This is a genomic window from Gulosibacter sediminis (genome assembly GCF_014904065.1).
Lineage (GTDB): Bacteria > Actinomycetota > Actinomycetes > Actinomycetales > Microbacteriaceae > Gulosibacter > Gulosibacter sediminis.
The window spans coordinates 42,834-66,287 of record NZ_JACXJG010000018.1 but is presented as its reverse complement, the minus strand read 5'-3'; the positions used below and the strand labels follow the sequence as shown (position 1 = coordinate 66,287).

Annotated in this window: 21 protein-coding genes and 2 pseudogenes; 10 read left to right on the top strand and 13 right to left on the bottom strand. The window is 67.4% G+C overall.

Translation table 11 applies throughout. The annotated features are described in order from the left end of the window. Window positions 1-227: pseudogene (locus ID132_RS09760) on the top strand (ABC transporter ATP-binding protein); the annotation flags it as partial. A gap of 25 nt (window positions 228-252) precedes the next feature. On the opposite strand, the gene ID132_RS09755 reads toward ID132_RS09760, so the two are convergent. After that, window positions 253-912 (bottom strand): IclR family transcriptional regulator, encoded by a 660-nt coding sequence (locus ID132_RS09755; RefSeq protein ID WP_328744138.1) that lies wholly within the window; start codon window positions 910-912, stop codon window positions 253-255. Between the two features lie 129 nt (window positions 913-1,041). Between ID132_RS09755 and ID132_RS09750 the strand changes: the two genes are divergently transcribed. Both ID132_RS09750 and ID132_RS09745 read left to right on the top strand, forming a co-directional pair. Next, window positions 1,042-2,982, top strand: a complete 1,941-nt coding sequence (locus ID132_RS09750; RefSeq protein ID WP_193128490.1) for an FAD-dependent monooxygenase — start codon at window positions 1,042-1,044, stop codon at window positions 2,980-2,982. Window positions 2,983-3,004: 22 nt separating this feature from the next. Then, window positions 3,005-3,190 carry a hypothetical protein gene (locus tag ID132_RS09745; RefSeq protein WP_193128489.1) on the top strand — a complete coding sequence of 62 codons (186 nt, stop codon included), beginning with the start codon at window positions 3,005-3,007 and terminating at the stop codon, window positions 3,188-3,190. On the opposite strand, the gene dnaB is transcribed toward ID132_RS09745, so the two are convergent. From dnaB to rpsF, 5 genes are all read right to left on the bottom strand, one after another. Further along, complete coding sequence (dnaB, locus tag ID132_RS09740; protein WP_193128488.1) at window positions 3,187-4,584, bottom strand: replicative DNA helicase; 1,398 nt, start codon at window positions 4,582-4,584, stop codon at window positions 3,187-3,189. The genes ID132_RS09745 and dnaB overlap by 4 nt on opposite strands. A gap of 419 nt (window positions 4,585-5,003) precedes the next feature. Then, window positions 5,004-5,456, bottom strand: coding sequence for a 50S ribosomal protein L9 (gene rplI / locus ID132_RS09735; protein ID WP_125106560.1), 453 nt, complete (start codon window positions 5,454-5,456; stop codon window positions 5,004-5,006). An 11-nt stretch (window positions 5,457-5,467) separates the two neighbouring features. Then, window positions 5,468-5,725: a 30S ribosomal protein S18 gene (gene rpsR, locus ID132_RS09730; RefSeq protein ID WP_019618109.1), complete on the bottom strand. Its 258-nt coding sequence runs from the start codon at window positions 5,723-5,725 to the stop codon at window positions 5,468-5,470. 56 nt (window positions 5,726-5,781) lie between these two features. Further along, window positions 5,782-6,345, bottom strand: a complete 564-nt coding sequence (locus ID132_RS09725; protein ID WP_125106559.1) for a single-stranded DNA-binding protein — start codon at window positions 6,343-6,345, stop codon at window positions 5,782-5,784. A 70-nt stretch (window positions 6,346-6,415) separates the two neighbouring features. Further along, window positions 6,416-6,760 carry a 30S ribosomal protein S6 gene (rpsF, locus tag ID132_RS09720; RefSeq protein WP_125107415.1) on the bottom strand — a complete coding sequence of 115 codons (345 nt, stop codon included), beginning with the start codon at window positions 6,758-6,760 and terminating at the stop codon, window positions 6,416-6,418. Between the two features lie 236 nt (window positions 6,761-6,996). Between rpsF and ID132_RS09715 the strand changes: the two genes are divergently transcribed. Further along, a complete protein-coding gene (locus ID132_RS09715; protein WP_193128487.1) occupies window positions 6,997-7,410 on the top strand; it encodes a DUF4190 domain-containing protein in 414 nt (137 codons plus the stop codon). Between the two features lie 63 nt (window positions 7,411-7,473). Here the strand turns inward: ID132_RS09715 and ID132_RS09710 are convergent, their stop codons facing one another. From ID132_RS09710 to ID132_RS09695, 4 genes and pseudogenes are all read right to left on the bottom strand, one after another. After that, complete coding sequence (locus tag ID132_RS09710) at window positions 7,474-8,796, bottom strand: ABC transporter substrate-binding protein (RefSeq protein ID WP_193128486.1); 1,323 nt, start codon at window positions 8,794-8,796, stop codon at window positions 7,474-7,476. A gap of 167 nt (window positions 8,797-8,963) precedes the next feature. Beyond that, a complete protein-coding gene (locus tag ID132_RS09705) occupies window positions 8,964-9,818 on the bottom strand; it encodes a carbohydrate ABC transporter permease (protein ID WP_193128485.1) in 855 nt (284 codons plus the stop codon). Beyond that, entirely contained in the window at window positions 9,808-10,701 is an 894-nt protein-coding gene (locus ID132_RS09700; protein ID WP_125106554.1) for a carbohydrate ABC transporter permease, read from the bottom strand. Before ID132_RS09700 ends, ID132_RS09705 begins: the two co-directional genes overlap by 11 nt. Beyond that, window positions 10,701-12,145, bottom strand: a pseudogene (locus ID132_RS09695) (CCA tRNA nucleotidyltransferase). The gene ID132_RS09700 and the pseudogene ID132_RS09695 overlap by 1 nt, the downstream one beginning before the upstream one ends. Window positions 12,146-12,191: 46 nt before the next feature. Between ID132_RS09695 and ID132_RS14000 the strand changes: the two are divergent. From ID132_RS14000 to ID132_RS09665, 6 genes are all read left to right on the top strand, one after another. Continuing rightward, window positions 12,192-14,414 (top strand): DUF6049 family protein, encoded by a 2,223-nt coding sequence (locus ID132_RS14000; RefSeq protein ID WP_459562471.1) that lies wholly within the window; start codon window positions 12,192-12,194, stop codon window positions 14,412-14,414. 16 nt (window positions 14,415-14,430) lie between these two features. After that, window positions 14,431-16,332, top strand: coding sequence for a murein biosynthesis integral membrane protein MurJ (gene murJ, locus ID132_RS09685; protein WP_193128483.1), 1,902 nt, complete (start codon window positions 14,431-14,433; stop codon window positions 16,330-16,332). Window positions 16,333-16,443: 111 nt separating this feature from the next. Beyond that, window positions 16,444-17,421, top strand: coding sequence for a thioredoxin-disulfide reductase (trxB, locus tag ID132_RS09680; protein ID WP_125106551.1), 978 nt, complete (start codon window positions 16,444-16,446; stop codon window positions 17,419-17,421). Between the two features lie 26 nt (window positions 17,422-17,447). Further along, window positions 17,448-17,765 carry a thioredoxin gene (gene trxA / locus ID132_RS09675; protein ID WP_125106550.1) on the top strand — a complete coding sequence of 106 codons (318 nt, stop codon included), beginning with the start codon at window positions 17,448-17,450 and terminating at the stop codon, window positions 17,763-17,765. A gap of 104 nt (window positions 17,766-17,869) precedes the next feature. After that, window positions 17,870-19,189, top strand: a complete 1,320-nt coding sequence (locus ID132_RS09670; protein ID WP_193128482.1) for an aminotransferase-like domain-containing protein — start codon at window positions 17,870-17,872, stop codon at window positions 19,187-19,189. Between the two features lie 36 nt (window positions 19,190-19,225). Beyond that, window positions 19,226-20,293 (top strand): D-alanine--D-alanine ligase family protein, encoded by a 1,068-nt coding sequence (locus ID132_RS09665; RefSeq protein WP_193128481.1) that lies wholly within the window; start codon window positions 19,226-19,228, stop codon window positions 20,291-20,293. 31 nt (window positions 20,294-20,324) lie between these two features. Here ID132_RS09665 and ID132_RS09660 read toward each other — a convergent pair whose 3' ends face one another. The 3 genes from ID132_RS09660 to rsmG form a co-directional block, all read right to left on the bottom strand. After that, window positions 20,325-21,692, bottom strand: coding sequence for a ParB/RepB/Spo0J family partition protein (locus tag ID132_RS09660; RefSeq protein ID WP_193128480.1), 1,368 nt, complete (start codon window positions 21,690-21,692; stop codon window positions 20,325-20,327). After that, a complete protein-coding gene (locus ID132_RS09655) occupies window positions 21,692-22,582 on the bottom strand; it encodes a ParA family protein (RefSeq protein ID WP_193128479.1) in 891 nt (296 codons plus the stop codon). The genes ID132_RS09660 and ID132_RS09655 overlap by 1 nt, the downstream gene beginning before the upstream one ends. 142 nt (window positions 22,583-22,724) lie before the next feature. Further along, the gene (rsmG, locus tag ID132_RS09650; protein ID WP_193128478.1) at window positions 22,725-23,405 is read right to left on the bottom strand and encodes a 16S rRNA (guanine(527)-N(7))-methyltransferase RsmG; all 681 of its coding nucleotides are present in this window, start codon (window positions 23,403-23,405) and stop codon (window positions 22,725-22,727) included. Window positions 23,406-23,454: the final 49 nt, after the last annotated feature.

Sequence of the window (23,454 nt, the reverse complement as noted above, 5' to 3'; positions counted from 1 at the left end):
AGCGCGTCGCGATCGCCCGCGCGATTGCGAAGCAGCCCCGCGTGCTGCTCGCCGACGAGCCGACCGGCAACCTCGACGAGCGGATGCGCGACGACATTCTGCAGGTGCTCGAGGAACTCAACGCCGAGGGGCTCACCCTCGTCGTCGTGACCCACGACTCGGCGGTCGCGAAGCGCGCGCGTCGCCGACTGCGCCTCGCGAAGGGGCAGCTGCGCGACGTCGCCTAAGTCGCGACACCATCGGAACGGCTCGTCACCGCACCCGTTCGGCAATGTGCCGGGCGGCGGTGACGAGCCGTTCGACGATGGCCTCCTGGTCGATCGGGCGGGCGACGAACAGGGCCGCGAGCGCTGCCGGGCGTCCCTGCGGCAGGGCGATCGGCACCGCGATCGAGTTGAGCCCGTCGATGACTTCCTCGTGGCTCAGCTCGAAGCGGGCCGGCGGGTACGCCACGGGGTCGAGTTGCGAGCGGATGACCCGGCCGGGGGCGCCGACGTCGACGGAGTGGCGACTGCCCGGGCGCTGCACGACCATGGCATCGAGGTCGCGGGGCTGCGCGCTGAGCAGCGTGACCGCCTCCTCGCCGTCGTGGGTGACGAGGAACGTGGTGAGCTGCAGCTCGTCGGCGACGCCGTCAAGCACGGGTGCCGCCGCAGCCTGGAGGTCGCGGGCGACTCCACGGGCAAGCGCGACGAGCCGGGCGCCGAGCTCGATCTCGCCGGCCGCCGTGCGGGCAGCAAATCCGTGCGTCTCGAGCGTCGCGAGCAGGCGGTAGGCCATCGAGCGGTGGATGCCGATCGCCTCGGCGAGCTGCGCGACCGTCATCGGCCTCGGCGAATCACCGATGATCTCGAGCGCTCGCAGGCCGCGGGCCAGCGTCTGGGACCCCCGCGTCGTTGCCTCATTCGCCACGGCGCACTCCTTCGAACTCTTGCGACCACACCGGTCTCTGCATAGCATTGTTCTATATTTACGACAGTGTCGCAAATAGCGAGACACTGGCCCGCACATTGGCAACGCCGCCACAAAGGAGCTCCACCGATGCAGATCCACTACCGAGGCTATGAATCGGGCGACCCGCGAGTCCGCCCCGCCGCCGGATACGGCGTCGACCGGCCCACCGAACTTCCCGACGAGATGGACGTCCTGATCGTCGGCACCGGCCCCGCTGCGGTCGCCGTCACCGCCCAGCTCTCGCGCTTCCCATCCATCAACGCGCGCGCGATCGAACGCCGCCCCGGCCGCCTCGAGGTCGGCCAGGCCGACGGCATCCAGGCCCGCTCGGTCGAGACGTTCCAGGCCTTCGGCTTCGCCGACGAAGTCATCGCCGAGGCGTACCGCAACGTCGAGATGTGCTGGTGGAAGCCGTCGAAGGACGACCCCTCGAAGATCGAGCGCGTCTCGCGCGACCCTGACGATGCGAGCGGCATCAGCGAGTTCCCGCACATCTACGTGAACCAGTCGCGCATCCTCGACTACTTCCTCCGCGACGCACAGCGGGCGCCCGGCCGCATCGAACCCGACTACGGCATCGAGTTCCTCGACTGCACGATCGACCCCGGGGCCGAGTACGCCGTCACGGCGCGCGTGCGCTACACCGCCGGCCCGCGCGTGGGCGAGGAGCGCACGGTGCGCGCGAAGTACCTCGTCGGCGGCGACGGCGCCCGCAGCTCGGTGCGCTCGGCGCTCGGCCACCGTCTCCAGGGCGACGCGTCGATGCACGCCTGGGGCGTCATGGACGTCATGGCGAACACCGACTTCCCCGACTTCCAGGTGAAGTGTTCGATCCAGTCGCACGACGCGGGCAACATCCTGCTCATCCCCCGCGAGGGCGGCTACCTCTCACGTCTTTACGTCGACCTCGGCGTGGTTGAGGAGCACGACGCGGGCGCCGTGCGCGCGACCCCGCTCGAGGCGATGATCGAGCGGGCCAACCGCATCCTCGCCCCCTTCACGCTCGACGTGCGCGCCGTCACCTGGTGGTCGGTCTACGAGGTCGCCCACCGCATCACGAACGGCTTCGACGACGTGCCTGCCGAGCACATCGACACCCGCACGCCGCACGCCTTCATCATGGGTGACGCCTGCCACACCCACTCGGCGAAGGCCGGCCAGGGCATGAACGTGTCGATTCAGGACGGCTTCAACCTTGGTTGGAAGCTCGCCGCCGTGCTCGAGGGCCGCTCCCCCGAGGCATTGCTGTCGACCTACGCCTCCGAGCGCAAGGANCAGAACCTCATCGACTTCGACAAGGAATGGTCGACGATGATGGCCCGCCCGGTCGACGAGTGGGAGGACCCGGCCGAGCTCGAGCGCTACTACGTCAACACAATGGAGTTCCCCGCGGGGTTCATGACCGAGTACGCGCCGTCGATCATCACCCTCGACGCCGAGCACCAGGCGCTCGCCGCCGGCTTCCCCATCGGCAAGCGCTTCAAGTCGGCCGAGGTGATTCGCCGCGCCGACAACCGCTGGCAGCACCTCGGGCACCTGCACGAGGCCGACGGCCGCTGGCGCGTCTACGTGTTCGCCGACTCGGCCGCGCCGGCGCTCGAGGGCACCCCGACCGCCGACTTCGCGAACTGGTGGGCGAACGACGCGGCCTCGCCGCGCGTGCGTTACACGCCCGGCGATGGCGACGACGACGCGGTATTCGACACGAAGGTGATCTACCAGCAGGAGTACACCGAGTTCGACCCGAAGGACGTGCCAAACGCGTTCAAGCCGCTCAAGGTGCCGTTCGGGCTCGAGGACATCAACCAGATCTTCGCGACGGGCCACGGCCGCGACATCCACCGCGAGCGCGAGGTTTCACGCGACGGCGCGATCGTGATCGTGCGCCCCGATCAGTACGTCGCCGGCGTGCTGCCCCTCTCAGCCCGCGACGAGGTCGCCGAGTTCTTCGCGCAGCACCTGCTCGAGCCAGCCCCGGCCGAGCGGGCGGAGTTCATCACAGAATTCCACGAGCGCATCAAGCTGTAGCCGCTTCGCGTTGCAGGAGGTCGTGCTCGCCCAGGTCGGAGTCGAGGACGACGCGGAAGAGCTCATGAGCTGGATGGACTTCAGCACCGTGCCGCGCATGGCCGAACTCGCGGGGCACTACGCCGAGGCCGAGGACTCCCCAATGCGGGCATCCTCGGCCTCGAGCTGCTACTCGACGCGGTCGAGCGGCTGCGGGGTGGAGAGCTAGCCCATCGCGGGGGCCGGGGCCATGCCCGGCGCGTAGTCGACGAAGCGCGAGAGGTGACCCTGGAAGAGCACCGTGACGGTGTCGGTGGGGCCGTTACGGTGCTTCGCCACGATGAAGTCGGCCTCGGAGGCGCGGGGGTGGTCTTTCTCGTAGGCACCCTCGCGGTGCAGAAGGATGACCATGTCGGCGTCCTGCTCGAGCGAGCCCGACTCACGAAGGTCGCTAATGGCGGGCTTCTTGTCGGCGCGCTGCTCGGAGTTTCGGTTGAGCTGCGAGAGGGCGATGACCGGACACTCGAGCTCCTTCGCGAGCAGCTTGAGCGCACGCGAGAACTCCGAGACCTCTTGCTGACGCGACTCGACGCGCTTACCCGAGGTCATGAGCTGGAGGTAGTCGATGACGATGAGCTTGAGGCCGTGCTTCTGCTTGAGGCGGCGGCACTTCGCGCGGATCTCGACGAGGGTCATGTTCGGCGAGTCGTCGATGTAGAGCGGGGCCTCGGCGATGTCGCCCTGTGTGCGGGCGATTTTCTGCCAGTCTTCGTCGGACACCTTGCCGGTGCGCATGTGCTGCAGCTTGACGCTCGCCTCGGCCGAGAGCAGGCGCATGGCGATCTCGGAGCGGCTCATCTCGAGCGAGAAGAAGATCGACGGCATGTTCGCGTGGATCGACGCGTAGCGGCAGAAGTCGAGCGCGAGCGTCGACTTACCCATACCGGGTCGGGCGGCGACGATGATCATCTGGCCGGCGTGGAGGCCGTTCGTGAGGCCGTCGAGGTCGCGGAAGCCCGTGGGCACACCAGTGAGCTCGCCGTCGCGGTTCGCAGCCGCGTCAATGTCGTCCTGCGCGACCTTGAGGGCCTCGCTGAGCGGCACATAGTCTTCGGTCTCGACGCCGCCGGTGACGGCGTAGATCTCGGCCTGCGCCTGGTTGACGAGCTCGACGACCTCGCCCTCGGCGCCGTAGCCGATCTGCACGATGCGGGTGCCTGCCTCGACGAGGCGGCGCAGCACGGCGCGCTCGGCGACGATCTCGGCGTAGTAGCCGGCGTTCGCGGCGGTCGGCACGAGTCCGACGAGCGTGTGCAGGTAGTCGGCGCCGCCAGCACGCTGGAGGTCGCCCGTCTTCGTGAGCTGGTCGGTCACCGCGATGACGTCGGTGGGCTCGCCAGCCGCGTAGAGCGTCTGAAGGGCGTCGAAGATGATCTCGTGCTTCGGAATGTAGAAGTCGATGCCGCGGACGCTCTCAACGACGTCAGCAACGGCATCCTTCGAGAGCATCATGCCGCCGAGGGCCGACTGCTCGGCGAGCAGGTCGTGCGGCGGGGTGCGGGGGCCGTCCTGCGCCGCCCGGCTCGATTCGCGGCCTTCAGTACCGAGATGCGTGAGAGTCATTCGCGTCCTTTCCACAGCCGTTGTATCGCGAGCCTCCGACACGGAGGTGCCGGTACGCAGCGACGATGATTCACCCTAGTGCTCCCCAGAGTGCCCCAACACCACCCACCAAGCTGCCTGTGGATAACTTGTGGAGCGTTGGTGGACGACGCGCCGTGCGAATGTGCACGACAGTGTGGATAACTGTGGAGAACTCGGGTGGAGAGTTTCGTGATTACGACGCTGATCTGGTGTTTTGTTCGTTCACACCCGGTGGATAACAAGCCATCTAAACCACAGCTTGAAGGTTGTCGACTTGCAAAAGTATCCACAGGTGTGGTGTGGGCAACGCCCGTGAACGGCCGTCGTTCGCACGACAAAACGCCGCGCCACCGGGTGGAAAACCACCCTGGTGACACGGCGTCTTGTGCGTGGGTGCCCTAGCGGGCAGCGATGACCTGCACCTTGAGGGTTGCCGTCACGTCGTCGTGGAGACGAACGAGGGCCTCATGGGTGCCGACCTGCTTGATCTGCGTCGGGAAGACGACCTTGCGCTTGTCGATCGAGCCGAGCCCCTGGGCCTCGACCGCGTCGGCGACGTCGGCGGTGCGCACCGAGCCGAACAGGCGGCCTTCGGCGCCCGACTTCACGTGTACGCGAATGAGGGCGGCCTCGAGGCTCTGCTTGAGCGCCTGGGCCTCCTCGACCGACTTGATCGCGCGGGTCTCGCGCGCCTTCTGGATCTGCTCGACCTGCGACTCGCCACCGCGAGTCCAGTTGACGGCGTAGCCCTTGGGAACGAGGTAGTTACGGGCAAAGCCGTTCTTCACCTCGACGACATCGCCAGCCGAGCCGAGCCCGGTGACTTCCTGCGTGAGAATTACCTTAGCCATGCGTGAACTCCTTAGCGGCCCGAGCCTGCGTAGGGCAGGAGCGCCATCTCGCGGGCGTTCTTCACCGCGCGAGCGATGAGGCGCTGCTCCTGCACCGAAACACCGGTGATACGACGGGCGCGGATCTTTCCACGCTCTGAGATGAACTTGCGGAGAGTGTTGACGTCCTTGTAGTCAATGACGCCGACCTTGATGCTCTTCGCCGGAGCGACAGGCTTACCCTTGCCCCGGTGAGCGTTGCGGCGGTTGCCGCTCGACTTTCCAGCCATGAGAAATGCTCTTTCTGAAATCTACGAAAAAGTGATGTGCGGTGAGAGCTGCCGGTTTAGAACGGCGGCTCTTCGTCGTACCCACCACCGGCGCCCGGCGTTGCCCAGCCACCCGAGCCGCTGGACGAGTAGTCCTGCTGCGGTTGCTGACGGGGTGCGCTGTTGCCCCAGGGCTGCTCGGCCTGCGGACGCTCGTTCTGCTGCACAGAACGCTGCTGTCCGCCACCGAAGTTGCCGCCCTGGCCGCCCTGACCACCCGAGGTGCGCTGCACCTGAGCGGTCGCGTACCGCAGCGACGGGCCGATCTCGTCAATCTCGAGCTCAACAGTCGTTCGCTTCTCGCCCTCGCGGGTTTCGTACGAACGCTGCTTCAGCCTGCCCTGCGCAATGACGCGCTGGCCCTTGGTGAGGCTCGAGGCAACGTGCTCGGCGTAGTCGCGCCACACGGATGCTCGCAGGAACAGCGCCTCGCCGTCCTTCCACTCGTTCGACTGACGGTCGAACGTGCGCGGTGTCGATGCGATGGTGAAGTTCGCTACGGCCACACCCTGGGGGGTGTAGCGCAGTTCGGGGTCGGCGGTGAGGTTGCCCACCACGGTAATGATCGTGTCGCCTGCCATTTCGCGCTCCCTACTTGTCCCGGTGATTCGCTACGTTACGTGTGCGGTGTTGGGGTTTGACTTGTGTGACTTACTTGGCCTCGGCCGCGTCGTCTTCCGACTTCGCGTTGCTGAGACGGAACGATGCCTCGTCCGCGCGCAGGACCTTGGTGCGCAGCACGGCCTCGGAAAGGCGCAGCTGGCGGTCGAGCTCCTGTGCGGTTGCCGAGGTCGCGGTGAAGTTCACGACGGCGTAAATGCCTTCCGACTTCTTCTCGATCTCGTATGCGAGCTTGCGCTTGCCCCAGATGTCGGTGTTCTCGATGGTTCCGCCGTCCTTGGTGATGACTGCGAGGAACTTGTCGAGGCTGGTGGCGACGGTGCGCTCGTCGATTTCTGGCGAAATGATCACCATGAGTTCATACTGATGCACGATTAACCCACCTCCTTTGGTCTCGAACGGCTGCAGACGGTCTGCAGCAGGAGGGTTCTGCATCGTGCCGGTTGCCCGGCACTGTGAATTGCGGCCAGTGGATTCGGCCACGCAACCTCCATATCTTATGCGCACTCGGGGCCACCGCGCCAGTGCCGGATTCACTCGCGCGCGCGATGCCGCATCAGCCCGGTTCTGTCAGCATGGAGGCGACACCGCGAGCGTAGGAGAGATCGAGCATGACGAATCCCCCGGAAAACCCGTACGAGCAGCCGAACCCCTTCGCGCAGCAACCACCCCAGCAGCCGTACCAGCAGCCGTACCCAGCCTCTGCATCCGGGCCGCTGCCGCCGCAGCCGACGGGAGAGTTCAATGTGATGGGCCTCGTCGCGCTCATCTGCGGCATCATCGCCATCGGGGTGAGCTGGGTGCCATTCCTCGGTTGGTTCGGGATGCTCCCGGCGCTCGCCGCGGTGGGCTTCGGCATCGCTGGCGTCGCGGCGCAGCGCTACCGGGGCAATCGCGGCCTCGCGATCGCGGGGCTCATTCTTGGTGGCGTCGGGTTCATTTTCTGCCTGATCCTGCCGATCTTCACCGGCGCGTGGTTCGTCTTCGACCAGGTGATCAGCTACGACAGCTCGCTCGGCCTTTAACGCAAACGACGGCGGGCGGGTGACCAGAAATGGTCACCCGCCCGCCGTTGTTATTGCGTGGAGCTACGACACCGCGTTCGCGGCATCCTCGGCCTGCTGCAGGCCCTCCTCGACCGGCGTCGCGCCAGTGAAGACGTCGTTGAGGATGGGCGTGAAGGCCTCGGCCTGCGCGTTGAAGTTCGCGCCGATCACGGGCTGACCGGGCTCGGTGCCCTCGAGCACGCTGAAGAAGGGCGTCGTGTCGACGTCCTGGCCGGCCCAGTACTCGTCGTAGGCGGCGCGCGCATCGGTCACCGCGGGCACCGCGGCACCCTCGGCCCCGATGTACTCCGCGCCCTCGGCTGAGCCGAGCCACTCGAGCAGTACCTGCTGCTCTTCGGGGTGTTCCGAGTTCGCGTTGCCCGCGACGATGATGCCCGGGGAGGTCGTGCGCTTCCCGTCGGGACCAGCGGCGATCTCGGTGAGCGACCAGTTAAACTCGGCGCCGCTCTGCACGTTCGCCAGGTTGTAGGTGCCCGACTCGAACACGGCGATGTTGCCCTGGAGGAACTCGTCACGCGTGTAGTCGCCGTTACCGTTCGTCGCTTCGGCGGGCGGGGCCACGTGGTACTCGTTGATGAGGTCAACGAGGTACTGGTAGGCCTCGACCGTCTTCTCGTTCGTGAACGTGAGGTTGCCCTCGTCGTCCTGGTACGTGCCGCCGTTCGAGTAGATGAAGTTGAGCTGGATGTTCTGGAGCTCGGCCGCGGCGTTGAGGCCGTAGGTGGCCACGTTGTCGGGGTCGAAGTCGGCCGAGGCGGCGTTGTTGCCGTTCTTGTCGATGGTCAGCTTCTGCAGCAGCGGCAGCAGGGTGTCGTCGTCGGCGTTCGGGCTCCAGGTCGCGTTGGAGAGCTCCTGCGCCGTGACACCGGCCTCATCGAGGAGGTCTTCGTTCACGTAGAACGCCGAGCCGCCGTCGGTGAGTTGGGGCACGCCCCAGAGCTGGCCGTCTGTCGAGTACTGCTCGACGACCGACTCTTCCCAGCCCGAGATCGCGTCTGCACCGAGGGTCTCGGTGATGTTCACGAGGTTGCCGTTGTCGATGTAGTCGCCGACGCTCGCGCCGTTGATCCAGAACAGGTCGTCGCCAGCGCCGCCGCCGACCTCGTTGCGCAGGGTGTTGAAGTAGTTGTCCCACGGCACCACGTTGAGTTCAACCTTGATGCCCGGGTTGGCGGCCTCGAACGCTTCGATCGAGCCCTCATAGGAGGTCGCAACGTTTTCGTCCCACAGGCGCAGCGTGAGCGTGACGTCGCCGTCACTCCCCGCGTCGGCCGAGCTGCAGCCAGCCAGCGCCACTCCCGTGAGCACGGCGGCCGCACCGGCCAGAATCCGGCGATAGGTCATGATTCTCGTCTCCCAAAAATCGAGCCGCGCCGATCCATTACGGCGCATACTTCTTGACCATTCTTGCAAGAATCCGCGCGCGACCGCGGGTTGTGTGCGTTCTCACGTAACTGGTGACGAAGCGTGACGCCGCCGCCCGGCCCTGCTGCGCGACGAGCCGCGCGGCGCTAGCGGAAGCTGGAGATGCGGATCGACCGCACGATCTGCTTCTGAAAGATGACGAACAGCACGATGAGCGGCAGCATCGCGAGCACCGATGCCGCCATCACGAGCGTGATGTTGTTCGAGTACTGCTCCTGCAGCGACGCCGTCGCGGTCGTGAGCACGTGGATGCGGTTCTGGCCGATCATGAGCGGCCACATGAAGTTGTTCCAGTGCGACACCACGGTGATGAGCAGCAGCGTCACGATCGTCGAGCGCGACAGCGGCACGACGAGACCAAAGAGGATGCTCCAGGTGCCCGCGCCGTCCATCCGCATCGCGTCGATGAGCTCCTGCGGGATTTGCCGGAACTGCTCGCGCAACAGGAACACCGCGTACGGCGAGCCGAACATGAACGGCAGCACGAGGCCGAGGAACTCGCCGCCGAAGCCGGCCTCGCTCATCATGAAGTAGAGGGGAATCACGGTGACGACCTGCGGCACCATGAGTGTTGCGAGGAACACCCAGAACAGCAGGTTGCGGCCGGGGAAGCGCAGGCGCGCGAACGCAAACGCGGCCATCACCGAGAACAGCAGCTGCCCCGCGGTGACGAGCAGCACAACGCCGACGGTCACGAGCGCGGCCTCGCCGAAGTCGACGCGCCGTTCGCCGAGCGTCGTGAAGTTCTCGAGCGTCGGCGGCATCGGCAGACTCACGCCCTGCGAGGCGAGCTGGCGCGGCTCCATGAACGCGGCCATGATCGCGAGCAGGAACGGCGTGAGCGTGAGCAGCGCTGCGCCGATGAGCACGACGTAGGTGCCGACGGCGCCGAGTACGCGCACGCCGCGGTTCGACCCGACCGGCTTCGCCTCAGCGCTCATAGTTCGTCTTTCGCGAGAAGTAGGCGTTCTGAATCAGCGTCACGACCACGAGCAGCGCGAAGAGAATGAGCGCGAGCACCGAAGCCTGCCCCACATTCGAGAGCGGCACGGCCTGCTGGTAGATGCGCGCCGCGATGAGGTCGGTGCTGCCGCCCGGCCCGCCGTTCGGTGAGAGCGTGTAGACGAGGTCGAAGGTCTGGAACGCGGCGATGACGCCCGTGACGAGCACGAAGAACGTCGTCGGGGTGAGCAGCGGAAACTTGATGCGCCAGAAGATGCGCCACTCGCTCGCGCCGTCGATGCGCGCGGCCTCGAGGATCTCGTTTGGGATGTTGCTCAGGCCCGACATGAAGAAGAGTGAGACGTAGCCGATCTGCGTCCACGCCTGCACGAAGGCGACGGTCGGCAGGGCGAAGCGCTCGTCGGTGAGCAGGCCGAGGTTCCCGCCGAGGAGGTCGTCGGCCACGCCGCCATACTGCAGCAGCCAGCGCCAGACGATGCCGAGCACGACGGGCGCGCTCACCCACGGCAGCACGAGCAGCGTGCGCAGCACGGCCGAGCCGGGCAGGTTGCGCACTAGCAGCACGGCAAGCAGCAGTCCAGCCGCGAGCTGCACCGGCACGACGAGCACGACGAACAGGGCCGTGACGCCGAAGCTGTGCCACATGACGCCGCTCGACAGCGCCCACTCCCAGTTCTTGAACCCGACGAACTCGATCGGCGAGAGCACGTTCCAGTCGGCGAACGAGAGCACGACGAGCATGATGATCGGCACGATTAAGAACGCGAGCACGCCGAGCAGCGCGGGCGTGAGCAGTCCGTATGCCGTGACGGCCTCGCGCACGGCGAGGCCGCGGCGAACGTGCGTCTTTGCCGTCGTCATTACTCGGCCTCTCGCTCGCTCCACCAGGCGCGTAGGCGCCGCTCGGCTTCCTCGGCNCCGAGCGGGCCCTCGTCGAGGCGCAGTTCAAGCAGGAAGTTGCGCGCCTCGCCGACGGTGCGCGACGGCCGGATGTCAAGGATGCGCATGATCTCTTCGCCGTCGAGGTCGGGGCGGATCGCGTCAANGCCTCCTGCTCGCGCAGCTCGTCGAGGCGCTCCTCGAGGCTGTCGATGCCGAATTGCAGGCGTTCGGACTTGCGCTTGTTGCGCGTCGTGATGTCGGCGCGTATGAGCCGCAGCAGGCGATCGAGCAGCGGGCCCGCGTCGCGCGCGAAGCGGCGCACGGCCGAGTCGGTCCAGCCCGCGTCGCCGTAGTTGTAGAGCCGCATGTGCAACTCGACGAGGCGGGCCACCTGCTTGATCGTGTCGTTGTCGAAGCGCAGCGCGCCGAGTCGCTTCTTCGTCAGCTTCGCGCCGACCCAGTCATGGCCGTGGAACGTCACCTTGCCGCCGGGCGCGAACTCGCGCGTCTTCGGCTTGCCGATGTCGTGCAGCAGCGCTGCGAAGCGCAGCACGACGTCAGGCGAGGGCAGCTCGGGGTCGCTCTCGTGCGCCGCCCGCTCGAGGTCGATCGCGTTCTCGAGCACCTTGATCGAGTGGTCGAAGACGTCCTTGTGCTGGTGCGCGTCGTCGCGCTCGAGCTGCAGGGCCGGCAGTTCAGGCAGCACGAGCTCGGCGAGGCCGCTCTCGACGAGCAGCTCGATGCCCGCGCGCGGGGATGCGGTCGACAGCAGCTTCACGAGCTCGTCGCGCACGCGCTCGGCCGAGATGTCGAGAATGCGCCGACGCAGCTCGCCAACCGCCTCGAGCGCGGGGAGGTCGAGGTAGAAGCCGAGCTGCGAGGTGAAACGCACGGCCCGAAGCATCCGTAACGGATCGTCACCGAACGACACCTCGGGCTCGATCGGGGTGCGCAGAACGCCCTCCATGAGGTCGTCGAGGCCCCCCGTCGGGTCGATGAGCTTGAGGGCGGGCAGCGAGAGCGCGAGGGCGTTCACCGTGAAGTCGCGGCGCAGCAGATCGCCCTCAAGCGAGTCGCCGAACGCGACGACGGGCTTGCGCGAGGTGCCGTCGTAGGTGTCGGCGCGATACGTCGTGATCTCGACCTGCTCGCCGTGGATGCGCGCGCCGATCGTGCCGAATTCGCGACCGATGTCCCAGTGCGCCTCGCTGATGGGGCGCACAATTTCGAGGATGCGCTCGGGCCGCGCGTTCGTCGCAAAGTCGAGGTCGTGCACGGCGACCCCGAGGAACGCGTCGCGCACCGGGCCGCCGACGAGGGCAAGCTCGACGCCGGCGTCGGCGAACGCCGCCGAGAGGGTCGCGACCGGGCGCGACTCGGCAAGTTCGGAGAGCCGTTGGAGGGCGGTCTGGACGTGCTGCACCGGTCCAGTTTACGAGGAAGGTGCCCCACAGCGGCACGCCGAATCGATGCCGCCAGGGTCGCGCTCGTACACTTGCGGCATGTTCGATGNGGCTCGAGGCGCCTCGAGCCGGTCGTTTGCGCGATTGTGCTCGGGCGCCCTGGCGACCATCGCGCTCGTCACCACACCGCTGGTGGCGACCGCCGAAAGCGCGAGTGCCGCGACCGCGACGACTGACTTCGGCGAGCAGGTCACCGACGAGGTAACCACCTACGTGTCGACGACGCCGCTCACGACGGAACAGGTGGCCGACGACATTGCCGACGACGGCATCCTCACCCTCACGGGCACCGTCGTCGTCTCGAACGGCACGGCCGATGAGCTACCCGCGGGCGAAGTCGACATCGCCTTCGACGACGAAATCATCACGACAACGACCGAGCGCGATGCGTGGCTCGGCGACAGCTACGCCCCCGACGCCCCGGCGTCGGACGTCACGGTCGCCCAGCAGTCGGTCGGCGCGATGGCCGCAGGTGACAGCGTGAGCCTGCAGTTCTCGGCCGACATCGAGGTGTCGACCGGCGAGACCTTCGCGGCGCAGGTGCACGGCATCGCGGCGCAGTACCGCAGCGACGGCGCCGCCACCGAAGGGCGCAGCGTCGTGCTGCTGCCCGGCGAGCGCGACGACGAGCCCGTCGACCTCACGACGATCGTGCCCGTCACCGCGACGATCGGCACGACGGCGCTCATCTCGTCGAGCGACCTCGAGATACTCACCGCCGCCGACGGCGACCTCACCCTGCTGCTCGACGCCGTCGAGGGCACCGAGGCGACCCTCGCGATCGACCCGCGCGTGCTCGCATCGATCCGCGCCCTCGGCGTCGACGTGCCCGAGAGCGCCGCCTCGTGGCTCGCGCGGCTCGAGTCGCTCGACAATCCGAGCTTCGCCCTCGAGTTTGCCGACGCCAACACCTCGCTGCAGGCGCAGGCGGGCCTCGACGAGCCGCTGCAGATCGAGAGCTTCGCGTTCGCGACCGACGACCACGAGTTCGACGGCTCGCTCACGCCGCCGGCCGCGACCGCGACCTCGACGCCGACGCCCGGTGCATCCGACTCGCCGACACCGACCCCGACCGCCGAGGACGACCCGACCACGCCGCCCGATGCCGAGGCGCTGCAGCAGGTCTCGGCGACGCGCGCCGACCTCGTCTGGCCGTACGCCACGACGGCGGCTAACCCTGCCGCGCTCGCCGACGGCGGCACGGTACTCGTCGAGTCCGACCAGCTCACGCATGGCAGCGGTTGGTCGACCGCCTCGGGCACCCAGCAGCGCATCGGCGATACCGAGGCGCTCGTGATCAGCAGTGCGCTGAGCGACCTGCTCGCCACGGCGGTCGAGGCCGAGACCGACCCGGCGCGCGACGCCGCGATCGCCGAGCTCACCGCATCCCTTTCGCTCGTCGCGGGCACGGACGGCACGCAAGTCACCGTCGCGATGCCCCGCGTCGCGACGAACGGCACCGCCTATGCCGCCGTGGTCGACGCGCTCGACGGCGCCGGCGTCGCGAGGGTGGCCGCCCCGCCCGCCGCGAGCGCCGACGTCGCCTCGCTGCCGGCGGTGAAGACCACGCCGGGCGAGTTCAGCGACGAGACCGTGCAGCGCTTCGAGCAACTGCGGCAGCAGGAGGAGACAGGCCTCACCCTCGTCGACCTCTACGAGGACCCCGAGGATGTGCGCGAAGAGTTGCGCGTCAACCTCGTCAACGCGCTGAGCAACCAGCACTTCGAGGCCGGCGACTTCCCTGAAACCGTCACGAGCTACACCGCCTACGCGACCAGCGCCTACAACGGTGTCACGGTCGAGGCCGGCAGCGAGGTGCAGCTCATCGGCCACGAGTCGTCGGTGCCGGTGTTCGTGTCGAACTCGACCGACCGCACCGTCACGGTCGAGGTGCGCGCCCGCGCCACCACCGGCCACCTGCGTGTCGGCGACGTCACCTCGGTCACGGTCGAGCCGAACTCGGTCTCGCGCGCGCAGATTCCCGTCGAGGCCATCGCGAACGGCACGAGCGGCATCGCCGTGACGCTCTGGGCTGGCGATTCAGTGCAGCTGCCGAGCACCGGCAAGTACGTCGTCAACGTCAACGCCGACATGGAAACGGTCGCGATTTGGCTCGTCGGCATCGTCGTCGTGCTGCTCATCGGCTTCGGCAGTTGGCGCATGCTGCGCCGTCGCCGCCGCGAGGCCTCCGGTAGCGTTGCTGAGCACGACCCGTCCCCGACCTCCTAGGTAGCACCACACCAGCATGGCAACGTCTCTCGGCCGTACCAGCCTGATCCTCGCCTCCGGCACCCTCGTGTCGCGCGTGCTCGGCTTCATCAAGGCGATCGTGCTCGCGGGCACGATCGGTCTGGTCGGCTCGGCCTCGGCCGACGCCTTCGCGAACGCGAACTCGCTGCCATCGAACGTCTACGCGCTCATCTCGGGCGGCCTGCTCAACGCCGTGCTCGTGCCGCAGATCATCCGCGCGACGAAACGCGAAGACGGCGGCCGGGTCTACGTGAACCGCCTGCTCACGCTCGCGATCACGGGCCTCGCCGGGCTCACGCTGATTCTCACGATCGGCGCGCCCGTGCTCGCGTGGATCTACGGCATCACGCTGAGCCCCGAACAGCTCGGCCTCGTCATCGCGTTCGCGTACTGGTGCATCCCGCAGGTCTTTTTCTACGGCCTCTACGCCGTGCTCTCCGAGATCCTCAACGCCCGCAGCATGTTCGCCCCGTTCGCGTGGGCGCCGGCGCTGAACAACGTCATTGCGATCGGCGTGCTTGCACTGTTCAGCGTCGTGTTCGGGGCGGATGCGACCGGCGCGCGCGAGATTTCCGACTGGACCCCCGACATGATCGCGATGCTCGGCGGCGGCACGACCCTCGGCGTCGTCGTGCAGGCCCTCGTGCTCTTCCTGTTCCTGAAGAAGGCGGGCTTTGCCTACCGCCCCGACTTCCACTTCCGCGGCACCGGCCTCGGCCGCGCGGGCAAGCTCGCCGGCTGGTCGTTTGGCGTGCTCATCATCGTGCAGCTCACGGGCTGGATCGAGACCCTCGGCGCGAACGTCGCGTTCGGCACCGCCGCCTCGCTCGCCGCGCTGCAAAACGCGTGGATGATCTTCATGCTGCCGCACTCGATCATCACGGTGTCGCTCACGACGACGATGTTCACGTCGCTGAGTCACAAGGCGGCGGCGAAAGACACCGACTCGGTCGTCGACGACTTCTCGCGCGGCGCCCGCTCGATCGCACTGTTCATGGTGTTCTGCGCCGTCGCGCTCATCATCATCTCGCCCGCATTCGCGCGCATCTTCGACTCGAGCGAGGAGGGGCTCGAGGCGCTCGCCCTCGTGCTGTCGGCAGCGCTGCTCGGCCTGCTCGCCTACTCGCTCCTCTATTACGTGCAGCGCGTGTTCTACGCGTTCGAAGACACGAAGAGCGTGTTCCTGCTCTACGCCTACACCTCACCGCTGCAGCTCGTGCTCATCGGCCTCGTCGCCTGGCTCGTGCCGATCGAGCACATCGTGGTCTCGCTCGTGCTCGTGCAGTCGTTCATCACCTGCATCCGCTTCGTGATTCAGTCGCTCGCCTTGCGCCGGCGCCTCGGCTCGATCGACGGCCGCAATATCGCGACGTCGGTTGGCAAGTTCGTCGGCCTCGCCGTGCCCGCGGCCGTAGTCGGCCTGCTGCTCGTGTGGCTCATGGGCGGCTACACGGTCGGTGGCTTCGCCCGCGACGGACTCATGCCGGCCCTCATCACCTGCGCCGTCGCAGGCTTCGCGATGGCGGCGATCTACTTTGGCCTCGCACTGCTGCTGCGCCTGCCCGAACTCGAAACCTTCGCTGGCCCGCTCATCCGCCGCCTCGACGGCGTGCGCGGCCGCCACTCAAACGAGCTCCACCGCCACGCACGCCGCGCCGCGGGCGCCGACCGCTTCGCGCAGGAGTTCGGCACCCTCGTCGACGAGGTGCAGACCGACCTCAGCGGCTCGGTCGCCTCGACCTCGCAGGCCGCCCCCGAACTCGAGCTCGTGCAGTCGTCGATGCAGAACTCGACTCGCTCGCTGCCCTCGCGCCGCGAGCTGCGCCAGTACGAGGCGAAGATGCGCCGCGAAGAGTACGAACGCCGCGTCGAACGCGACGACGAACCGCTCATCTAACGTCTCAGCCCGTCTCGTGGCGCCGCGCGGCACAATGGAATACGCTGCGGCCGCCAGGCGTTGTCGGCTACAGGCGCGAAGCCGAAGATTTCTCACCAACCAGGAGCACCTATGAGCACGCGAAACGTTGCCATCATCGGATCCGGCCCCGCCGGGTACACCGCGGCGATCTATGTCGCCCGCGCCGGTCTCAAGCCCATCATGTTCACCTCGGCCGTCGAGGTCGGCGGCGAGCTGATGAACACGACCGACGTCGAGAACTTCCCCGGGTTCCCCGAGGGCATCATGGGCCCCGACCTCATGACGAAGCTGCAGCAGCAGGCCGAACGCTTCGGCACCGAGCTCGTCTACGACGACGTCACCGAGGTCGACCTCGACGGCGACATCAAGCACATCAAGACCGCCTACTCAGGCGACTTCGAGGCACTCACGGTCATCTTCTCGACCGGCTCGGCGTACCGCCGCCTGGGCCTCGAGAGCGAAGACCGCCTCGCCGGCCGCGGCATCTCGTGGTGCGCCACCTGCGACGGTGCGTTCTTCAAGGAGCAGCACATTGCCGTCATCGGCGGCGGCGACTCGGCGATGGAAGAGGCGACGTTCCTCACCCGCTTCGCCGACCGCGTCACGATCATCCACCGCTCCGACAACTTCCGTGCGTCGAACATCATGCTCGAGCGCGCGCGCCAGAACGAGAAGATCGATTGGCTGCCGTTCAAGACCGTCGAGGAGTTCGTCGGCGAGCAGACCGTGTCGGGCCTCAAGCTGCGCGACACGCAAACCGGCGAAGAGTCGCTGTTCGACGTCACGGGCGTGTTCGTCGCGATCGGTAACGACCCGCGCACCGACCTCGTCAAGGGCAAACTCGAGCTCACCGACAAGGGCGTGATCGCCGTGGATGGCCGCAGCTCGCGCACCTCGGTGCCCGGCGTCTTCGCGGCGGGTGACGTCATCGACGATCACTACCGCCAGGCGATCACCGCCGCTGGCTCCGGGTGCACGGCGGCGCTCGACGCCGAGGCGTACATCGCCGGCCTGCCCGCCGAGCTGCTTGCCCGAGTTGAGGCCGAGCCCGCCGAAGCCACCAACTAGAACCCCCACAATTCGAAGGAGCTGTCATGGCTACTGATGTCACTACCGCCACGTTCGACGCCGAGGTGCTCGAGTCCGAGCAGACCGTCATCGTCGACTTCTGGGCCGCCTGGTGCGGCCCGTGCCGCCAGGTCGCGCCGGTGCTCGACCAGCTCGTCGAAGCGCACCCGAACGTCAAGCTCGTCAAGGTCGACATCGACGCCGAGATGGACCTCGCCATGAAATACCAAGTCACCTCGATCCCTGCGATCAAGGTGTTCCAGGGCGGAGAAATCAAGGCCGAGACGCTCGGCGCACAGCCGCGCGGCGCCCTCGAGAAGAAGTTTGAGGGCCTGCTCGACTAACTCGAGGCCCGCTGGTTTCCTTTGCCCCCACGCGGCCCAGCTGCGTGGGGGCAAAGTTCGCTCGGGCGTAGGATGGCATTTCGACCTATTGCAGAAGGATCGACGTGTCAGAACAGCAGCCCACAGCCTCGAGCGGCCGAAATCTCGACCCCTGGTACTCGAACTATGCCCGCCGCACGGCCGGGCTCACCGTGAGCGAGGTGCGCGCCCTGTTCGCCGTGGCGTCGCGCCCCGAGGTGGTTTCGCTGGCCGGTGGTTCGCCGTACGTCGCCGGTCTGCCCGAGGACTTGATCCGCGCAGCCTTCGACCGGATGCTCAAGGAGCACGGCCCCGAGGCGCTGCAGTACGGCGGTGGCCAGGGCATCCCGCAGCTGCGCGAGGGCATCCTCGAGCTCATGGCGATCGAGGGCATCACCGACGCGAGCGCNGACGACGTCGTCACCACCACCGGCTCGCAGCACGCGATCGACCTCATCACGAAGCTGTTCATCGATCCGGGCGACGTGATCCTCGTCGAGTCGCCCACGTACGTCGGCGCCCTCGGCACGTTCAAGTCGTACGAGGCCGACGTGCGCCACGTCGAAATGGACGAGGACGGCCTCAACCCGACCGCGCTCACCGAGGCGATCCACACCGCGCGCGCCGAGGGCAAGCAGGTGAAGTTCCTCTACACCGTGCCGAACTTCAACAACCCGACCGGCGTGACCATGCCGATGTCGCGCCGGCGCGAGATTCTCGACCTGTGCATCCGAGAGGATGTGCTCATTCTCGAGGACAACCCGTACGGCCTGCTCTACTTCGAGGAGCCCGCACCGAACGCGCTGCGCTCGCTCGACGCCGAGCACGTGCTCTACATGGGCTCGTTCTCAAAGATCCTCTCGCCCGGCGTCCGCGTCGGCTTCGTGCTCGCGCCGCACGGCGTGCGCGAGAAGCTCATCCTCGCCGTCGAGTCATCGATCCTCTCGCCCTCGACGTTCAACCAGTGGCTGGTCGCCGAGTACCTCGACACCGCCGACTGGCGCGGGCAGATCGACACCTACCGCGGCATCTACCGCGAGCGGCGCGACGCCATGCTGAGAGCCCTCGAGGAGTACCTGCCACAGCTGAGCTGGACGGTGCCCACGGGCGGCTTCTTCACCTGGGTGCAGCTGCCCCCAGGGCTCGACTCGAAGCAGATGCTGCCGCGCGCCACGACCGAGCTCGTCGCGTATACCCCCGGCTCGGGCTTCTACGCCGACGGCCGCGGCCACGACAAGATGCGCCTGTCGTTCTGTCTGCCCNAGCCCGAGCGCATCCGCCTCGGCGTGCGCCGCCTCGCGAACGTCATCAACAACGAGCTCGAACTGCTCGAGACCTTCGGCGACGTCACCGGCGCGGGTGAGATCGACACGCGCTTCTCTTCGGCCCCGCCGAACCTCCAGTAGCCAGCCCAGACCTCCGAACCGGTAAGGAGCATCCGGATGACCATCAATGGACAACACGTTGTGATCCTCTCGGGCGGAATCTCGCACGAGCGTGACGTTTCGCTGCGCTCTGGGCGGCGGGTGGCGGATGCGCTCACTCGCGCCGGCGCGAAGGTGACCGTGCGCGAGCCCGACCAGCTGCTGCTGCCGTGGCTGCTCGAGCACCGCGACGACGTCGACGTCGTGTGGCCCGTGCTGCACGGCGCTTCCGGCGAGAACGGCGCGCTCTACTCGCTGCTGCGCGCGACCGGGCTGCCCTACGTTGGCTCGCGCCCGACGGCGGCGAAGCTTGCGTGGAACAAGGCGACCGCGAAGGCGCTCGTGAAGCGTGCGGGTATGGCGACGCCGCAGTCGATCGTGCTGCCGAACGAGACGTTCCGCGAGCTCGGGGCGACGAGCGTGATTCAGGCGATCGCGCGCGGCGTCGACTTCCCGGCCGTCGTGAAGCCGACCGAGGGCGGCTCGTCGCAGGGTGTGACCTTCGTCGACAACATCTCGGAGTTCGGCCGCGCCCTCGTCACCGCGTTCACGTACGGCGACTCAGTGCTCATCGAGAAGCGCGTACTCGGCACCGAGGTGACCGTCGGCGTGCTCGACTACGGCGACGGCCCGTTCACCGTGCCTGCGGTCGAGATCGTGCCCGCGAATGGCGTCTACGACTACGCGGCGCGCTACAACGCCGGCGAGACGACCTACTACGCGCCCGCGCGGTTGAGCGACGAGGTGGCGCAGCGGGTCGCCGAGCAGGCGCTGCTGGCGTACGAGACGATCGGCCTCGCCGACCTCGCCCGCGTCGACTTCATCGTCGACGAGGCGGGCACGCCGTGGTTCATCGAGGCCGACCCGATTCCGGGCATGACCGAGACCTCGCTCGTGCCGCTCGCGCTCGAGGCGGCCGAGCTCGCCGCGCCCGAGGTGTACGCGAAGCTCGCCGAACACGCGGCTCGGCGCGGGGCGCGCACCTCGAACGAGGCTGTTGTTGCTGAGGCTGACGCTGCGGTGGATGCTGCGGCCGACGCCGGTGCGCAGGCCGACGCCGACGAGACCGAGGGCGCCGAGGCGTAGGTCTCGTCGGCTCGGTTCGTCGGTCCAGCCGCTAGCTCTCGTCGGCCTCGTCGAGGTCTTCGAGGATGCGGTTGAGGTCGGCCATCGACGCGAAGTCGATGGTGATCGTGCCCTTGGTCTTGCGCAGCACGACCTTCACTCGGGTGTTGAAGCGGTCGCCGAGGCGCTCGCTCACCTCTTCGAGGTGGGCGCTGAGCGAGTCGCTACCCGGCGCATCCTGCTGCTTGGATGCGCGCGTGCTGCGCCCAGCGCGGGTCGCGAGCGTCGCGGCCGCGGTCTCCGACTCGCGCACCGAGAGCTGCTCGTTGACGATGCGGTCGGCGAGCTGCGTCATCGCGGCGGGCTCCCCCACCGAGAGCACGGCGCGGGCATGGCCGGCGCTGAGGACGCCCGCAGCGACGCGGCGCTGCACGTCCACGGGGAGGTTGAGCAGGCGCAGCGTGTTCGAGATGCGCGGGCGCGAGCGACCGATGCGCTCCGCGAGCTCGTCCTGCGTGCAGCCGAAGTCGTCGAGCAGCTGGCGGTAGGCCGACGCCTCTTCGAGCGGGTTGAGCTCAGCGCGGTGCAGGTTCTCGAGCAGCGCGTCGCGCAGCATGTCCTCGTCGTCGGTGTCGCGGACGATCGCCGGCACCTCGGTGCGGCCCGAGGCCTTGGTGGCGCGCAGACGGCGCTCACCCATGATGAGCTCGTAGTCGCCGTCGGCCGCGCGCGGGTCGCCCTCGGGCAGCGGACGCACGACGATGGGCTGGAGCACGCCGAACTCGCGCACCGAGATGATCAGCTCGTCGAGCGCATCCTGGTCGAATTCGTGGCGCGGCTGGCGCAGGTTCGGCACGATGCGCGCCGGGTCGAGCGTGCGCAGGGTCGCGCCGGGCACCGGGATGAGCTCGGGCTCGCTCGAGTCGTTGTCGTCGGCCGAGTCGTCGATGGATGCGCTGCCCGCGGTCTCCTCGGCCGTGTCGACATCGGCCGTGGCAGTGTCGGCGGCGTCGGGGATCTGGCTCGCCGCGCGTTGCTCATCGACCGCCGTGTCCTCGGCTGCAACCTCGGGCTCTACATCGATGTTCTTCGATGCGTTCTTCACTGCATCGGTCGTCTTCGATGTGCTCTTCCCTGCAGCGGTCGACTTCGATGTAGTTGAAGTGGTCTTGGCCTTGCTCGGGGCCTTCGAGGCGGTTTTCGCGGGAGTTCTTGCCGGCGCCTTGGCAGGTACCTTCGCGGGCGCCTCGGCGGTGGCCCCGGGTTCGGCCTCGAGCGTGGCCGTTGCCGGGGCTCGACGGCGTCCCGAGGGTGCCGAGCCGTCGAAGAAGACGTCGATGTCTCGATCTTCGGTACCCGAGCCGCTCGGGATGAGCGCGCTCAGGCCGCGGCCAAGGCCGGTGCGCTTCTTGGATGCCATTAGCGGTGTGCTCCTTGGTTCGCAAGCTCGTTGGCGGCCTCGCGGTACGCAACCGCGCCGGTGCCTTCGGGGTCATAGGTGATGATGGTTTGGCTGTAGCTGGGGGCCTCTGAGATGCGCACCGAGCGTGGGATGACCGTCGAGAGAGTCTGCTCGGGGAAGTGCTGTCGCACCTCGTCAGCAACCTCGCGGGAAAGGTTCGTGCGGCGGTCAAACATGGTCATGAGGATCGCGCTGACCTGCAGGTTCGGGTTGAGGTACTCACGCAGGCGGTTGATCGAGTTGAGCAACTGGCTGAGGCCCTCGAGGGCGTAGTACTCACCCTGGATCGGAATGAGAACTTCCTTCGCCGCCGCGAACGCGTTCATNGTGAGCAGGCCGAGCGAGGGCGGGCAGTCGATGAACACATAGTCGAGGGGGTCGGATGCGGCCTCACGCTCGCCGAGGTACGTCGTGAGGGCCTCACGGAGCCGCGTTTCGCGCTGGTCTACGTCGACGAGTTCGATCTCGGCTCCCGCGAGATTCAACGTCGCGGGGCAGCACTCCAGTCCTGCGATATCGGGCGACGCCTGCACCACCTCAGCGAGCGGAACGGAGTCAATGAGCACCTCGTACGTGCCCGCTACGTCACCCTGGCGATCTACATTGAGCGCCGTCGATGCGTTGCCCTGTGGGTCAATGTCGATCACCAGTACCTTGAGCCCGGCCTGCGCGAGGGCGGCGGCGATGTTCACGGTGGTCGTCGTCTTGCCAACGCCCCCCTTCTGGTTCGAGACCGTGAAGATGCGGGTTGTTGCCGGTCGAGGGGTCTTGACCGTCTTGAGTGCTCGCTTCTTCGCGGTGAGCACAGCAATCTGCCGCGCAATCGGTGACTCGAACGCGTCGCTCATAGAGGTGTGGTCCCTTCGCCTTGAATTGACCGGACTTCGCGGTCTCTCGCACGCTCTATTGTCGCCCACCGAAGCTGCATCGGCGGGGAGCGCTCTCGGAGTTGTGAAGAACTCGTGCCTGTGGAGAACTAGAACTACTCGGTTACGCGATCGTGGCGCGCACAACGCGCGTTGGCTCAGTGTCGAGTTCGGTACCGACCTCTTCCACGCGAATGTCCTCGAGCTGGAAACGGCGGATCTGCTTCGCCGCCTTCTGGATCTCCGCTTCGGCCGAGCGACCCTTGAGTAGTACGAGCTCGCCCTCGTAACGGACGAGGGGTGCGGTGATGGGGATGAGCTTGCTCAGCGCCGCGACGGCCCGCGCGGTGACCTGGTCGAAGGAGTGCGTGTCGGCGACCTCCTCAGCGCGAGCGCGCAACGGAGTGACGTTGTCGAGGCCCAGAGCCTCGACCTGCTCAAGCAGCCACGTGTGCCGACGCTCCATCGGCTCGATCAGGGTGAACTTCACGTCGGGACGTGCAATCGCCAACGGGATGCCCGGAAGGCCGGCTCCCGACCCGACGTCGCCGACGCTGCCAGCGAGGAGAGGGGCGATGAGGGCAGAGTTCACGATGTGGCGGGTCCACAGGCGCGGGTACTCGAGGGGGCCGAGGAGTCCGAGCGTCTCGCCGTCATCGGCGAGCGCGTTGGCGTAGGCCTGGGCGAGGTGCACCCGGTCGCCGAAGATCTCCGCCGCGACGTCAGGGCGGGGTTCAACCTCGACCGATTCATCACCAAGCTGTACCTGGGTCACGGGCTCGGGAATTGCCGCCGCGTCGCTCATGGGGAGTCCTTTCGTAGAACCCCAATTGTTTCACGTGAAACGTAGAGCG